This window comes from Psychrobacter sp. T6-5 (genome assembly GCF_052258485.2).
Lineage (GTDB): Bacteria > Pseudomonadota > Gammaproteobacteria > Pseudomonadales > Moraxellaceae > Psychrobacter.
Genome location: NZ_JBQQEY020000001.1, coordinates 554,007 through 569,524 on the forward strand (window position 1 = coordinate 554,007; position 15,518 = coordinate 569,524).

The 15,518-nt window shown below is 45.8% G+C and carries 14 protein-coding genes; 8 read left to right on the forward strand and 6 right to left on the reverse strand.

The window, feature by feature from the left end:
- Window positions 1-33: 33 nt before the first annotated feature.
- The 3 genes from ACTXGK_RS17025 to ACTXGK_RS17035 form a co-directional block, all read right to left on the reverse strand.
- Window positions 34-1,188 (reverse strand): metal-dependent hydrolase, encoded by a 1,155-nt coding sequence (locus tag ACTXGK_RS17025; RefSeq protein ID WP_443517690.1) that lies wholly within the window; start codon window positions 1,186-1,188, stop codon window positions 34-36.
- 37 nt (window positions 1,189-1,225) lie between these two features.
- The gene (locus tag ACTXGK_RS17030) at window positions 1,226-2,044 is read right to left on the reverse strand and encodes a DUF72 domain-containing protein (protein WP_443517689.1); all 819 of its coding nucleotides are present in this window, start codon (window positions 2,042-2,044) and stop codon (window positions 1,226-1,228) included.
- A gap of 70 nt (window positions 2,045-2,114) precedes the next feature.
- Entirely contained in the window at window positions 2,115-3,161 is a 1,047-nt protein-coding gene (locus ACTXGK_RS17035; RefSeq protein ID WP_443517688.1) for a polyprenyl synthetase family protein, read from the reverse strand.
- A gap of 794 nt (window positions 3,162-3,955) precedes the next feature.
- Between ACTXGK_RS17035 and fadB the strand changes: the two genes are divergently transcribed.
- The 4 genes from fadB to ACTXGK_RS17055 all read left to right on the forward strand — a co-directional run bounded on the left by fadB (window position 3,956) and on the right by ACTXGK_RS17055 (window position 9,139).
- A complete protein-coding gene (gene fadB / locus ACTXGK_RS17040; RefSeq protein ID WP_443517687.1) occupies window positions 3,956-6,115 on the forward strand; it encodes a fatty acid oxidation complex subunit alpha FadB in 2,160 nt (719 codons plus the stop codon).
- A gap of 230 nt (window positions 6,116-6,345) precedes the next feature.
- Window positions 6,346-7,518 (forward strand): acetyl-CoA C-acyltransferase FadA, encoded by a 1,173-nt coding sequence (gene fadA / locus ACTXGK_RS17045; protein WP_443517686.1) that lies wholly within the window; start codon window positions 6,346-6,348, stop codon window positions 7,516-7,518.
- A 285-nt stretch (window positions 7,519-7,803) separates the two neighbouring features.
- A complete protein-coding gene (locus ACTXGK_RS17050) occupies window positions 7,804-8,379 on the forward strand; it encodes an isochorismatase family protein (RefSeq protein WP_201599966.1) in 576 nt (191 codons plus the stop codon).
- A 130-nt stretch (window positions 8,380-8,509) separates the two neighbouring features.
- Complete coding sequence (locus ACTXGK_RS17055) at window positions 8,510-9,139, forward strand: HD domain-containing protein (RefSeq protein WP_443517685.1); 630 nt, start codon at window positions 8,510-8,512, stop codon at window positions 9,137-9,139.
- 94 nt (window positions 9,140-9,233) lie between these two features.
- On the opposite strand, the gene asd is transcribed toward ACTXGK_RS17055, so the two are convergent.
- The gene (asd, locus tag ACTXGK_RS17060; protein ID WP_371532976.1) at window positions 9,234-10,070 is read right to left on the reverse strand and encodes an archaetidylserine decarboxylase; all 837 of its coding nucleotides are present in this window, start codon (window positions 10,068-10,070) and stop codon (window positions 9,234-9,236) included.
- 129 nt (window positions 10,071-10,199) lie between these two features.
- Between asd and dtd the strand changes: the two genes are divergently transcribed.
- The 3 genes from dtd (at window position 10,200) to phoR (ending at window position 12,677) form a co-directional block, all read left to right on the forward strand.
- Window positions 10,200-10,652 carry a D-aminoacyl-tRNA deacylase gene (dtd, locus tag ACTXGK_RS17065; protein WP_443517684.1) on the forward strand — a complete coding sequence of 151 codons (453 nt, stop codon included), beginning with the start codon at window positions 10,200-10,202 and terminating at the stop codon, window positions 10,650-10,652.
- Window positions 10,653-10,764: 112 nt separating this feature from the next.
- The gene (phoB, locus tag ACTXGK_RS17070; RefSeq protein WP_058025125.1) at window positions 10,765-11,469 is read left to right on the forward strand and encodes a phosphate regulon transcriptional regulator PhoB; all 705 of its coding nucleotides are present in this window, start codon (window positions 10,765-10,767) and stop codon (window positions 11,467-11,469) included.
- 92 nt (window positions 11,470-11,561) lie between these two features.
- Entirely contained in the window at window positions 11,562-12,677 is a 1,116-nt protein-coding gene (gene phoR, locus ACTXGK_RS17075; RefSeq protein ID WP_443517683.1) for a phosphate regulon sensor histidine kinase PhoR, read from the forward strand.
- A gap of 68 nt (window positions 12,678-12,745) precedes the next feature.
- Here the strand turns inward: phoR and ACTXGK_RS17080 are convergent, their stop codons facing one another.
- Window positions 12,746-13,336 carry a M23 family metallopeptidase gene (locus tag ACTXGK_RS17080; RefSeq protein WP_443517682.1) on the reverse strand — a complete coding sequence of 197 codons (591 nt, stop codon included), beginning with the start codon at window positions 13,334-13,336 and terminating at the stop codon, window positions 12,746-12,748.
- Window positions 13,337-13,532: 196 nt separating this feature from the next.
- On the opposite strand from ACTXGK_RS17080, the gene ACTXGK_RS17085 reads away from it, so the two are divergent.
- The gene (locus ACTXGK_RS17085; protein ID WP_443517681.1) at window positions 13,533-14,261 is read left to right on the forward strand and encodes a 3'-5' exonuclease; all 729 of its coding nucleotides are present in this window, start codon (window positions 13,533-13,535) and stop codon (window positions 14,259-14,261) included.
- A gap of 85 nt (window positions 14,262-14,346) precedes the next feature.
- On the opposite strand, the gene ACTXGK_RS17090 is transcribed toward ACTXGK_RS17085, so the two are convergent.
- Complete coding sequence (locus ACTXGK_RS17090) at window positions 14,347-15,312, reverse strand: alpha/beta hydrolase family protein (RefSeq protein WP_443517680.1); 966 nt, start codon at window positions 15,310-15,312, stop codon at window positions 14,347-14,349.
- Window positions 15,313-15,518: the final 206 nt, after the last annotated feature.

Here is a 15,518-nt window from a genome sequence, read left to right on the forward strand (position 1 = left end):
GTATTAGCACTTTCCTTTTTGGAGCACCATTCCTTATTCAACCACTTTCCAACCATCGCCACTTACAATCGACTCATCAAATACCCGTGCAAAGCCTTGCTGAATCAGCTCAAAACGTGACAGTGTAGGCTCGTTGTCTACTGCGATAACAGGTGCGTCTATTGGGGTGATGGCTTGCCATTGCGCATTTGTATTGGCTTTGTCTGCTAATACAAAACTAAAGAATGCAGTGTCACCTGCCATCATACGCAAATCATCGACGACCAGTTGTTCGGTTGCATCGCTAGTAGTAGAAGCGGCGGGTAACATTTGGACGCGATACCCTGTCCAGTTACCAGAGAACCAATCTAGCCGCTGGGCGTAGGGTTTGCTTTGCGCTGGTATGTTTGCCCGTAGCGTTTGCGCATTGTCGTACTGAGTTAGGTAGCGATATTCAGGTAAGCGGCTATCCAAAACGCTACCGCGCAACTCGATCAATCTATTTTGATCGTCTTCGGCAACGGTACGCCACATGAGTATCGTTGGCAACACGGGCATTGTTTTAAGGCGTGTGGTATTGACCTTAGCCGCTGCCAAAGTTTGCTTAGCTTGGGACTGTGCGTGGCATTTTAATCCTAAGCCGAGCAGTAAATAACTACTACTGAGTAGTAGCATCCAAACGGCAATGCGTTGACAGTTGACCAGCAGGCCTGCCTTGAATACCGCAAGTTTGCACCCTTTAATAATTCCCACGATTACCGCTATAAGTAACGGAAGGATATAGAGTGGATCAATAATAAAGACGGAGGCAATACTGATTGGGGTTATCTGCAAAGGATCTTGCAATGGCCAAAATAATTGTGTGCCGTAGACCGTAAAGCTGTCCAAGATAGGATGGGTAGTCAAAACTAACGTCATGGCGAGTGCTAAGCGCCGCGTTGAATAAGGTAGCGGCATATCGCGCCAGTGATGATAGCGGCTAATGAGCCAAGCGCCGACGATACCTAATGCGCTCAGGACAAATAAGGAGTGACTAAAGCTGCGATGGTAGGTCATGTCACTGATGGGATCGGGGTAGCTGATAAGCACATCCAAGTCAGGTAGCGTGCCCAGTATCGCCCCGTATAGGTAGGCTTTACGACCCTGATATTTACCAAGTATTGTCCCTTGGACGCTCGCACCTAAGACGATTTGACTGAGTGAATCCATAGCGCTCTTATTAATTTAAGGGTTGGGTTTAGATTAATTACAATACGTCAAAGTTGTGCGCCGTCAACGCTTCTCTAAGCATTGCAATATTATAATAAGCATGCGCATTGACCGTGTTTTGAAAGAAGATATAAAGCACATCAAAATGCTGGCGCTGATTGGCAATCGCCTGTGCCCAGCCCTGCATCTCTGCCTCACTATAGCGATAGTCATGACGATCGGCCGCGCTCATCGCATCCCACCAGTTTAGGTTATTACCATGCATACGCAGATATCCCGTACGTTCAGTAAATATCAGTCGTGATGGTGGTAGCCCGCCAACTTTAGGATAGTCGACGCTACACCAAATCAGTCCTTGCTGTACAAAGCTATCAATTACTTGCGGGGTGTGCCAGCCGTTATGACGAAACTCGATGGCGAGCGGATAGTCCTTAAACCAGCTTACAAGGTTGGCAAGATACAGACGATGCTCGCGAGTACGATCAAAACCATGTGGGAATTGTAGTAATAAAGGCGCTAACGCATCCGCTTCAATAAGTGGGGATAGGGCATTTAAAAATGCCTGTGCGTGCTCGGCAGTACCCTTGCGTGCATGGGTAAAGTCTTGATGCAGTTTAACGGCGAATTTGAGCTGACTGTCGGCTTGGGCATAGGCTTTATCAATCATGCCTGCAAAGGCTTTTTGCCCAATTGGCGCATAGAAGGTGCTATTGATTTCGACTGCACCGTATTGTTTGGCGTATTCACGTAGAAAGTCGGTCTTTTTGGTGCCAGTAGGATACAGCGTACCGAGCAAGTCGGTGTCGCTATAGCCACCAGTGCCAAGATAAATACGCGGGGTAGGGGAACTGTCCATGTTGACCACTCACTGCCGTTTGAGGTGATAAAACTTTCTGAGCTGTTTTTATTCAGCGGCTATTCACTAGCTATTTCTTACGTGACCACAGCCATTCAATCAACGCCAGTAGTGCGTCATTGTCTTGATTATCGCTGAGTTCGCGACTGATAGCCGCGCGTCCGTCATTGAAAAGCGATTGCGCATATTTGGTCGCATCATCGACACCCATCAGTTTTACATAGGTAGATTTATCTAATTTCTCATCACTACCCGCAGGTTTACCCAGCGTGTCAGTCGTCATCGTGACGTCCAATACATCGTCTTGAACTTGAAAGGCAAGACCGATATGTTGGGCGCATTCTTCCAACGCCATGCGCTGTGGCGCCGTTGCGCCCGCACAAACGCCGCCCATAAGCATCGCCGCTTCAATCAACGCCCCTGTTTTATCACGATGGATGGCTTCTAAATCATCCTGCGCGATACTGGCACTGGCTTCGGCATTAAGGTCTAGCATTTGACCTGACACCATGCGTCGTGCGCGCGGGGCAAATATGGCCAATAGCTGACTTGCGATATCCGCGTCGAATGGCGCAAAGGTTGGCATCTCTGCGGTCAATACTTCAAACGCGAGTGTCTGCAACACATCTCCTGCTAGCAGTGCCGTCGCTTCATCAAAGGCAATATGAGCAGTCGGTTGCCCACGGCGCAGCTCGTCATCATCCATACACGGCAGGTCATCATGCACCAACGAATAAGTGTGTAGTAGCTCTACGGCCAATGCAGCACGGCGCGACATATCATAGTCCGAGTCATTTTCTAGCAATGAGTCTAGTTCAGCATTGAGCATGTCGATGTCGTCATTGCGCTCGTCTGTACGTTCACTATTACCGCTATTAATACTGGCAAAAGCACTGGCAACCATCAATGGGCGCACCAATTTACCTTGTCCAGTCATCACATAACGACAGGCATCTACCAGTGGGCTAGGGAGCTTGGCATAAGCAAACAAGACCTCAATATCTTGCGCCAATTGCGCTCGCACAGCACCATGAAATTGCTTAGTGCTTTGAAAAGAGACAGCGTTAAAAGGGGTAAAGCCAGAAGAGGTAGCGCTAGAAATAAGGGAAACCGTCATAATCCAACCATTTATCAGGGATACAATGAAAACTTATTAAGGACAAGGTAAAAACGGTATTAGTGTAGCATGATAGGTCATATTGCTCGTGTGAGACACCGTATCAATCGTTTGTTTTTTGCATTTTATGGCTGTCATCTGTTCAAAAATGAAGCAGTACAATCGTAACCTTACAACAAGTCTTGGTTACGTATCGCTGATGTCACTTGCTGGTTGAATATGCTTTGATAAAAGCGCAAGCTAAGTAAGTCATATTAATTGGGCTACACCAACGGTTTATCACCCTTGAGGTGGTATACAGTAAAGAAGAGCAAGACGGAATATATTCAAAATAGCAACTCAGTATACAAGTATTCACTAAAACACTTTGCGCATAAGGTAAATGCCTACAGGTGATTTAAGAGTGACTTGCGAGTATGGCATTAGCTTGTGACAGTTAGGGGCATAATCCCCTACACTAATTGACGTGAAAATGGTCTGATGTTGACTGTAATGGGTTTTTACTCAGCGTATTCAGTAATCAATTGTCAGTGTTAGACCATGTCTCAGTCAGTATTTTAATAGCAGTATTTGCAACATATAAATAAAGCGCCGTGTGATGGGGTACAAGAGACGTCAAAATAGGTATCACATCATGAGCGTTGGATAATAAAGACATTTTCACTCGTGCGCCCTCTATGTGTTTGTCTTTACGACATCACAGGCGCACAGTGCTATTACCCATTTTACTAACAGTAACTGGCTATTTATTTTAATTCAAAACGTAGCTTTCGTTATATAGAAAGGAGTTTCAAATGGTATACCAAGGAAATCGCATCACGGTGACAATGCTAGAGGATGGCATCGCCAACATGCACTACAACGCCGAAAATGAGAGCGTGAACAAATTTGATGCCGAAACCAACAAGCAGTTTGGTGAAGCCGTTACCGCTTTAGAAAAAGCGGACGACGTCAAAGGTCTTATCGTCACTTCAGGCAAAGGCGTGTTTATCGCTGGTGCTGATATCACAGAGTTTGTGGCTTCTTTCAAAAAGTCAGAAAGCGAGATCAAAGATTGGGTCGTTCATGTCAATGACGCGTTCAATCGTTTTGAAGATTTGCCATTCCCGAAAGTGGCTGCCATCAATGGCGCGGCAATGGGCGGCGGCTGTGAGATGACGTTAGTTTGTGAATACCGCGTCATGAGTGACAAAGCGATCATCGGTCTACCAGAAACCCAATTGGGTATCTTCCCTGGATTTGGTGGTACGGTTCGTAGTACGCGTATTATCGGTATCGATAATGCGCTTGAGCTTATCGCTACTGGTACACCAAAAAAACCACTTGATGCGCTAAAGTTAGGCTTGGTTGATGCAACCGTACCAGCTGATGACTTGCAAGATGCAGCCATTGATCTGGTCAAAAAATGTATCTCAGGTGAGCTTGATTGGCAAGCGAAGCGTGAAGAAAAACTGGCTCCTGTTAAGCTAAACCAGCTTGAGCAAGCCATGGCGTTTAACAGTGCCAAAGGTGCTATTTTCGCTAAAGCCAATCCTAGGCAGTACCCAGCACCAGCCCTCGCGATTGAAGCGATCGAAAAACACGTCAATCTATCGCGTGACGAAGCGATTGAAGTTGAAGCCGCCGGTTTTGCAAAAGCTGCTAAAACCCCACAAGCAGAGAGCTTGGTTGGTCTATTTTTAAACGATCAGCTGGTCAAAAAACTGGCCAAAAAACACAGTAAACTTGCACATGACATCAATGAAGCGGCTGTATTAGGCGCTGGTATCATGGGTGGCGGTATCGCGTATCAGGCAGCCAGCAAAGGCTTGCCAATCATCATGAAAGATATCAAATCTGAGCAATTAGACCTTGGTATGGGCGAAGCCAGCAAACTGCTTGGTAAAATGGTTGAACGTAAGAAGATGACCCCAGCGAAAATGGGTGAAACCTTAAGCCGTATCCGTCCTACTTTGAACTACGGTGACTTTAGCGAGACTGATATCGTTATCGAAGCGGTCGTAGAAAATCCAAACGTGAAGCGTGCGGTATTAAAAGAAGTAGAAGGCCTAGTAAAAGACGATTGTATCCTAGCGTCAAACACCTCGACTATCTCCATTACGTTCCTAGCAGAAGCGCTTGAGCGTCCAGAAAACTTCGTTGGTATGCATTTCTTCAACCCAGTACATCGCATGCCACTCGTTGAAGTTATCCGCGGTGAAAAATCTTCTGAAGAAGCCATCGCGACTACCGTAGCACTCGCCTCAAAAATGGGTAAAGTGCCAGTTGTGGTTAACGATTGCCCAGGTTTCTTGGTCAACCGCGTATTGTTCCCATACTTTGGCGCGTTTGATTTATTGCTCAAGCAAGGTGCTGACTTTGCTCATGTTGATAAAGTCATGGAAAAATTCGGCTGGCCAATGGGCCCTGCATACCTAATCGACGTGGTCGGTTTAGATACCGGTGTACATGGCGCAGAAGTCATGGCGGATGGTTTCCCAGATCGCATGAAACCAGACTATAAAGGCGCGATTCAGCATCTATATGAGAACGAGCGTCTCGGTCAGAAAAACGGCGTAGGTTTCTACAAGTATGAAACTGACAAGCGCGGCAAGCCAAAGAAAGTTGCTGACGAAGCCACTTATGAGTTGCTAAAAACCACGACTGACAGTGACAAGCAAGAGTTCGACGATCAAGCGATCATCGACCGCACTATGCTAGCGTTTTGCAACGAAACCGTTCGCTGCCTAGAAGACAACATCGTGAGCACTCCAAGCGAGGCCGACATGGCGATGATTATGGGCGTCGGTTTCCCGCCATTCCGCGGTGGCCCTTGCCGTTATGTCGACCAAATGGGTCTAGATAATTACTTGGCACTATGTGAAAAGTACGCTCATCTTGGCAAAGCATATGAAGCCCCGCAAAAGATTCGCGATATGGCAGCCGCAGGCGAGACTTTTTACTCAGTTGAGTAATGAACATACCGTATTAGGATAAGTGTGGTACGTCTGTCAAAACAAAGATAGCAATGGATTTATCACTATTTTTTCATGACAGACGTGCTGTTTTAGCTGATTCACGACAGCGTGCTAAATGATACTCAACGTCAACGCATATTGCACATGATGTATAGCGTAAGATAAATAAATCATAACACTGACGTGAACGCTCTACACTGACAATAAAAATTGAAAAGGAAGATAGTATGACAACTTTAAGTCCAAATGATGTGGTCATCGTAGATGGCGTACGCTCGGCAATGGGCAAAACCAAAAACGGTATGTTCCGCCATGTACGTGCTGATAACATCTCAGCTGAACTGGTACGTGCGCTGGTCGAACGTAACGACTTCGATACCAATGACATCGAAGATATTATCTGGGGCTGTGTCAACCAGACACTAGAGCAGGGCATGAACATCGGTCGTAACATTGGCCTCTTGGCGGGTATTCCAAAAACCGCTGGTGGACAAACGGTTAACCGTTTGTGCGGCTCATCTATGCAGGCACTACATACCGCAGCTGCACAAATCATGACCAACCAAGGTGATGTCTTTATCATTGGCGGTGTTGAGCACATGGGTCACGTTGGCATGATGCATGGTATTGATCTAAACCCTGCCGCCTCTAAGCACTATGCAAAAGCCTCAAACATGATGGGTTTGACTGCTGAGATGCTAGGTCGTATGAATGGCATTACGCGTGAAGAGCAAGATGCTTTTGGTCTTGAGTCGCATCGCCGTGCATGGGCAGCGACCACTGAGGGTCGTTTTGACAATGAAATCATCGGTATCGAAGGTCATGATGCTGATGGTCGCTTGCAACTATGTACCGTGGATGAAGTCATCCGTCCAGACGCGACCATGGAGCAAATGCAAAAACTACGTCCAGCGTTTGATCCAAAAGGCGGTACTGTCACAGCAGCAACGTCATCTGCACTATCTGACGGTGCATCAGCGATGCTAGTGATGAGTGCACAAAAAGCAAAAGATCTTGGTCTCAAACCGCGTGCCCGTATCCGTAGCATGGCCGTTGCTGGTTGTGATGCAGCCATCATGGGCTATGGTCCTGTCCCTGCCACACAAAAAGCACTGAAACGTGCTGGCATGAATATCGGTGACATGCAAACCATCGAGCTAAACGAAGCCTTTGCCGCGCAAGGATTATCAGTCCTAAAAGCACTGAACTTGACCGACAAGCAAGACATCGTCAACATCAACGGTGGCGCGATTGCTCTGGGTCATCCACTCGGATGTTCAGGTGCTCGTATTACAGTTACCTTGCTCAATGCAATGGAGCAGTCAGATACTGAAATCGGTCTAGCGACGATGTGTATCGGTCTGGGTCAAGGCATCGCGACTATTATCGAGCGTGTTTAATTTTAAAATCGGTAGCCAGTTTGTAACATTTGTTGATTAAGAACGCTCTAATAATGACCCCTAGCCGTGATAGCTGGGGGTTTTTTGTGAGTATAATGAGCGAGTCAATGCTTGGCGTAGTCAAGAGCACATAGGTACTGATGAAAATTATCTCCATTGACGCATTCAAGAAACTGTGACTAAATAAGGGTGAGCTGAGCTAAGACTATTATTGATGAAAATTCTAATGATGGTCATTTTAAAATAGCTTTTAATAATAAATATCAGCCGTACAAGGAGTGTATTATGTCTACGATGATTACTGATCGTACTTACCGAATTGCTCGTGAAAACACCCAAGCGATGATTATTGATGTACAAGAACGCCTCACGCCACATATCTATGATCACGAGAATATCATCAAAAAAACAGTGACCATAATCAAAGGACTGCAAGCGCTCGGTATCCCCATCATGCTCAACGAGCAGTACAAAAAAGGATTGGGTGATAGCTTGCCAGAGCTTCGTGATGTGCTAGAGGGCGACAATGCAAAGAGCTTTGAAAAAGTCACGTTTAGTGCCTGCGATAACAATGACACATGGCATCATTTAGCGCAGCAAAACCGTAGTACCGTATTGCTTATCGGAGTTGAGGCGCACGTCTGTGTGTTACAGACCGCGCTTGATTTGCTAGACAATGGCATGCAACCGGTCATTATTGGCGATGCTGTTGGCTCGCGTTTTCCATACGACAAAAAACAAGCCATTCGTCGCATTCGCCGTGCAGGTGGGATAATCTCGACAGTAGAAACCATTTTGTTTGAACTGTGCCGTAGCAGTGAAGATCCTGCCTTCAAAACCATTCTGAATTTGATTAAGTAGATGGTTATATAATAGGGTACTCAGTCATTTAACCCAATTACTTGTAAAAGATAGCGCTTGATAACATCAGCGCTATTTTGTTGTTAGCCACACCGTAATGTGTAAAATTATCAAAAAATCAGAGAGAAATATGTCCTCAAACACACTGACGTCATTGACCGATCAAAAATCTGCTGCAACTATCGACATAGAGGATGTCACTCATTTCTTACTAGAGCTAGATGCGCTCAAACGCGTAAATCGCCGTAGTTACGTGACCCATACCACACGCAGAGAAAACTCTGCCGAACATTCTTGGCACTTAGCCATGGCGTGCTGGTCAATTGCTGAGTTGTTTGAGCTAAATGTCAATCACGAGAAACTACTCAAAATGGCACTGGTACATGATTTGGGTGAGATTGACGCTGGTGATACATTCTTGTTTGCAAACAGTCGTAGCGACGCACATATTGAAGAACGCGTTGGCATCGCCCGATTGCAAGCAGAGCGTGGTAACGGCATCGCGGCTTTGAGTGAGGTTTGGGAGGAGCAAGAAACGGGCAGTAGTAAAGAGACTCAGTTGCTCAGAGTGGTTGATCGTTTATTACCGTTTTTACTTAATCTCAATACTGAGGGAAAAACGTGGATTGAGTCTCAGGTGACGCGCTCGCAAGTGGCGGCGGCGCTTGCTTTTATCAAAGACAGCTTTCCTCCCATTCATGATTGGCTATCACAGAATATCGAATATGCCACCGAGCAAGGATGGTTGATCGACGCGTAAATCTATAAAAACGCTAGGCATAAAAAAGCCCAGTTGAGCATTGTGATCTATGCTTCACTGGGCTGATATTCTTGGGCGCTTTTACACAGTCATGCTACTGAGCGTTTGCCATTCCCAATAGTTGGCCCATTTGTACCACGCTATTGGCATTCATACTATCTAGCCAGTCAGCTTTTGCTGCTTTTGGCAACACTACGATAGCCGTTGAGCCTAAATAAAAACGACCAAGCTCTTCGCCTGCCGCAAACTGCATATCGTGATCCGCTTCCTGTATATCATCCGTGCGAGCAATCTTACCTGTCGCGACAGTTTCGATACCAGCGACAATCATCGCGCCTACCATGACAACGGCTGCTTTGCCATACTTGGTATCAAACATGCAGACCAGACGCTCATTACGCGCAAACAAGTCCGGCACATTAGCTGCCGTGGTATTGTTGACCGAAAACAGTGTACCAGGGACGTAGCGAGTCTTGGTTAGCGTACCAGTAAATGGCATATGAACACGATGATAGTTGCTAGGTGCTAGATAGATTGTTGCAAAGCTACCATCGGCAAAATAACTGCCATCTTCGCTATCAGCAAGCAATTGGCCAACGTCATAATGACGACCTTTGGCTTGTAGCATTTTATGATCTTTAATTTGTCCAAGCTGAGAGATAATGCCGTCAGCAGGACTTACGATGCCGTTTGCAGTGGTATCGATGGTGCGAGCATCTTCTTTTAGCTCACGGGTAAAAAAGTCATTAAAACTCTCATAAGCGTTGAGGCTCTGGCGCTCATACTCATCTAAGCTGATGTTATAAGCTTTGGCAAAACCACGGATAAAGGTACGTTTGACATAAGGATGACGACTGGCGGCCAAACGTCCAGCGACTTTACTGAGTTGCTGCTGCGGTACCAGCTGTTGTAAGGTGGTAAATACATTCATAATAAGGCTACCAAAATAGGATGTGATGTCATTATTGCATAGGCAAGTTAATGGTCATATTTTATCATGGACAGCGTATTATTGTCTGACCATAAACTGTAAGCCATTTATAAATAAAGAAGGTCGTAAATGAAAGCACTGATACAACGAGTGAGCCGTGCGAGCGTCACTATCGATGAGCATTGTGTTGGCAAAATTGATCATGGGGTATTGGCCTATATTGGGTTGGGTCATGATGATGATTTCGCCGCCGCCCAGCGGATGATTGACAAAATCTTGACCTATCGTATTTTTGAAAATGATGACGACCCTGCTAAATTTGGTAAACTGGATAAAAACGTCCAGCAAGTTGATGGTGGATTGTTATTAGTGTCACAATTTACGCTGATGGCAAAAACGGATAAAGGTCGCCGCCCTGACTTTGGTGGCGCGATGGCACCTGATGCGGCACAAGCGCTGTTCGAGCAACTCATCGATTATGCCAAAACCCAGTATTCAAATGTAGCCACTGGTCAGTTTGGCGCTGATATGCAAGTTGAAAGCGTCAATGATGGACCACTTAATTTTCTATTGGAGATCTGACACCAGAGTGTCATCAGGCTGTCATAATTAATCCGTTTAATAGATAGAGACTGGTGAGTATTTATCGCCTTTTTATATGCCAGATTTTGTCCGCTAACACCGAGAATGTCCTATGTATAATGAGAAAATTTTGATTGTTGAAGATGAACCTGCGATTCGTGAAATGGTTGTGATGACGCTAGAAATGGCTGGGTTTGATAGCCTACAAGCGGCTGACGTATCAGAAGCGCATCAGCAAGTGGTCGATCATAGACCGTCATTAATATTATTAGATTGGATGTTGCCCGGAGACAAGAGCGGTGTTGATTTTTGTCGTATGCTCAAAAGCGATGAGATGCTCTCTGAGATCCCCGTCATTATGCTAACGGCCAAAAGCGAAGAAGACAGTAAGGTTCACGGCCTTGACGCAGGTGCAGATGACTATATGACCAAGCCTTTTTCGACGCGTGAGCTGATTTCCAGAATCAAAGCCGTCTTGCGCCGTAGTAGCGCGATGAGTAGCGACAAGCCTATCGAAATTGGTCAGCTGAGTCTCGATACCAAAAGCCAGCGCGTGACAGCCGCAGGAAAAGTCATCGAGGTCGGCCCGACAGAATATCGCTTGTTAGCATTTTTTATGAGTCACCCAGAGCGCGCCTACACAAGAACGCAGCTGCTCGATCAGGTTTGGGGCGGTAACGTTTATATCGAAGATCGAACCATTGATGTACATATCAAGCGTCTACGTAAACTATTGCGCCCTTATGATTGTGATACATTGATACAAACGGTGCGCGGTACAGGCTATCGGTTCTCTAGTCTCATTGAGCCAAGCTAATCTTTTATGAGTTGATTTTTTATAACTTGATCTTGTACGAACAATGCCACCATAACAATAAATAAAATAGCGGATAGTGGTAAGGATAAGAAATGAACAAGATAGCGCCAGCAAAAAAGAAAAAAGACCATAACTATAATAATGACCAGCAAGATGCGCCAGCACAAATCGCTAGCCAAAATGCGGCGGAGCAACTGGAGAAAATCAGAAGTGCGCTGCGAGCATTGCGAGATGCGGTCATCTTACTGAATGAAGAGGATGGGTTAGAGTGGTGGAATCAGGCAGCGCAGGATCTACTATCACTGCAGCCAGCTGACAAAGGACAAAGTATTTTTGACTTTATCACCGTGCCTGAGTTTCGCCAGTACTATCAAAATACCACCCTGCCGAACGATGGTGTCCATATAGAATCGTGGCGCGATCCTAGCCGTTATCTAAAGTGTGAGCTCACGCCTTTTGGTAATGAGAAGCTATTGTTTATTTATGACGTGACCCGCGTACAGCATTTAGAGCAAATGCGCCAAGACTTTGTGGCGAATGTCTCCCACGAGCTACGCACGCCACTGACAGTGATGATGGGCTATTTGGAGAACTTCTCTGACCAGCCAGATATGCCGCCACAGTGGCGTCGCGGTTTTGAGCTGATGACCCAGCAAACAGCCCGTATGAATCGAATCGTAAATGACTTACTACTGCTCTCCAAGATTGAAATCGAAGAGACGCATGAGTTTAATGATGTCGATATGACCAAACTTCTCACCAATATCTATGATGATGCGCAGGCATATAACCAAGCGTACAAGCACACCATTCATTTGCACATAGATACTTATGACGGGTTATATGGGTCGGAGGTGTACTTGATCAGCGCTTTGTCCAATCTGGTCATCAATGCGATTAAATATACGCCAAAAGGCGGTAATATTACCATCAGCTGGACACAGACATCGGATGGGTGCCGATTTGCGGTTGAGGACGATGGGCTTGGTATTGCACCAGAGCATATTGCGCGTTTGACAGAGCGCTTTTATCGTATTGATAAAGGGCGTAGTCGTGCCACAGGCGGTACGGGCTTAGGTTTGGCTATTGTGAAGCACGTTTTGCATCAGCATGAGGCACAGTTACAGATTGACTCAGTAGAGGGAGAGGGGTCGACATTTAGCGTGGTATTTCCAGCCGCGTATGTAAGGTCGGCTGCGACAAATTAGTACAGGCCTTGCCCCATATTGTTTAGACTCGTCATGCGCATTTATTTAGCATGACTAATTTAGTATACCTAGTCTTTTTGCAAAAGCGGGTAAGGATTTACGGCACTGCCATTAATATAAATACCGTAATGCACATGTGGCGGTGTCCCTTTTGCGTTACCGCTATCACCCACATAACCGATAATATCGCCTTGATTAACCCAATCATTGGGCGCAATATCGGCATATTCTTCTAGATGCGCGTAATAATGACCAGCACCGCCAGGCCCTACAACAACGACCACGCGCCCACCCAAGTTATTCTCACCAACCTTACTCACAATTCCCTGCGTGGTCGATTGTATCGGCGTGCCACGTTCTGCAAAGATATCGATGCCTTCATGTGAGCGTCCTTGACTGCGTGCCGCACCCCAAGTGTCTGTTAGGTTTTTCTCTGGCAGTGGACTGGGGAGACTGTTTTCTGTGGGCAGCTCTTGCTGTAATAGACTCAGCTGTTGCCACTTGGCGACCACAAATGATTGGGTCTGCTCGCTAATGCTGGGTAGCAGCTTATCAAAGACAAATAAGAATCCTATCAATACAACCGCTTTAATCAGTACGCCAAGTACACGACTGACAAAAGAAGGCTTCGGTGGTTGGCTTTTTCCATCTGCTAGCATTGATGTCTCTTATCTGTTTGATGTTATATGAGCTAATATTATAAAAGCCCTATCTGCTAAGGTATGTATAGCATTGTTATCTATGACTTTTATCCCCATAAATACAGATGTAGTTAAATACAAGCACAGCAAATATAATTTTGTCTACTTAACGCTTCGGTTGAGCGATGATGGTGCTACGAATGGTTAACTTTTTATGAATGATGCTTTGAACACGGCTGACATTACAGATACGGCTACTATGGCTGAAACGGCGCTTGTCATCGATACTGAAACCGATCAAGGCCGTGATCCGAGGCCGATTCAAGTGGCGACTATCAACGTGGCAACTGGATTTGAGTGGATGAAGTACTTCAATAGCGGCCGCTCTATATCGCCTGTCGTCATCAAGGTGCATGGCATTACTGATGCTGATGTGGCTGGTCTTGAGCGTTTTGAGTTGGATCAGTTTGAGCTGCCAGAGTATTTGATTGGCCATAATGTACGCTTTGATTGGCGAGTGATTGGCAGTCCTTCTGCTAAGCTCATTTGTACCGTGAGACTCGCGCGTGCTGCCTTTCCAGAGTGGCACGCTTATGGTCAATCCAAGTGTATCGAACAGTTATTGGGTAAGGGTGAGGCGAGTGCAATGACGATTGCCGCTCATGACGCGCTAGGGGATGCACGGATGTGTTATTTGCTTTATCAGGCCTGCTGTGAGCGTTTAGAGATTGCGCCGACGGACTTTGCCGCGGCACATGCTATCTCAAATAAAGCGACGCCTGTGAGCAAGATGCCATTTGGTAAGCATAAAGGGAAGCCAATCAAAGAAGTGCCTATCAACTATGTCAAATGGATGATAGGCAATATTCATAATATGCAGCCGTCACTGTATTCTGCCCTGAAGAAGCGGATAGAAGCAGAAAAAACAAACAATGCTGAGTAATAAAAGCGGATTCACCGATTTTGTGTATTGATGCAAATAAATGATATCAGTCGCTATGGCTTCTTATACTGATGGACGAACAACGCTATTCACCTTTACTAAACCAATCTACTGCCATTTGCCAAAGTTCTGGCGCTTTAGCATTGGTTTTACTACTAAAGTAGCGCATGTGGCCGATCTGATTTAATCCGAAATCTTCAGGATTTAAAAACCGCTTTTCGACGGGCATGTTCGTAAATACGCGTATCATGTCATCCATGTTTTCGCTATTGGCAATATCGTCATCACTAAAGCCAAGCCACAATGCTGGCATGTTGAGTGCATCGTAAAAATGGGTGTGTATACTTTTACCAAAAGCAGTTTTGATATAGCCTGCGCCATTACACCATTCACGCCATTGACGAGCCACGCCGCGCGGTAGTGGCTCGCCCATGCCAATCTTGTCTGAAGGCGTATAGCCTAGTGTTAAATTGGTGAATGGGATAAACGCATCCATAAATCCCATGGCTTTGAGCTTATAAGGCATACCCATGTTTTTGATACGGCCTGAAGAGCATGCGACATTGAATACGGAAGTAATCGCCTGATAGTTTGGCATCAAACCGATAAGCTGCCCGCCTGCGCTATGACCGACAAGGTGATAAGACGCCTCAGGAAATTCATCTTGCAGTGCATCAAGTACGGCAGGCATATCGTGGCGACCCCAACTTATCAGTGAAGCATCACACTTGGCCAGATGGGTCGAAAGCGACTCACCAATCCCTTCATTATCAAAAGTCAGTACGCCGAATCCGCTCTCTGCTAAATACAGGGCAAAACTATGGTAAAAATGGCGTTTGATACCGGTGGCGGGCGCGATCATGATCGCTGTTGTCGTTTCCTCTTTAGGGCGATAGACAGTGGCTGCCAATGCTTGATTGCGATCGGTCATGATACTCAACGAGTACGTGTTGATATTGGTTGCACCATCAGCAATATTAGGACTAATCAAAGGATTGTTAATAATACTTTCTGCATGCTCTGCGGCAGAAGCAGCGTTGTGATTATCCATCGTGATACCTTCATGTTTTTTATGAGTAGATAGTGATTATTAAACTGCGATGAGTCACCAATTCCCATCTTTAAAATGTAGTTGTTGCGTAGTGATAAATCGTTGTGACTATGTGGTAGCATTGCTTATGTTAAGATAAATACTAGCGAGACAGGTACTCAAATATGACTTTCAAGTTTTGTATAACTTGGTTGAACTCATTCTAT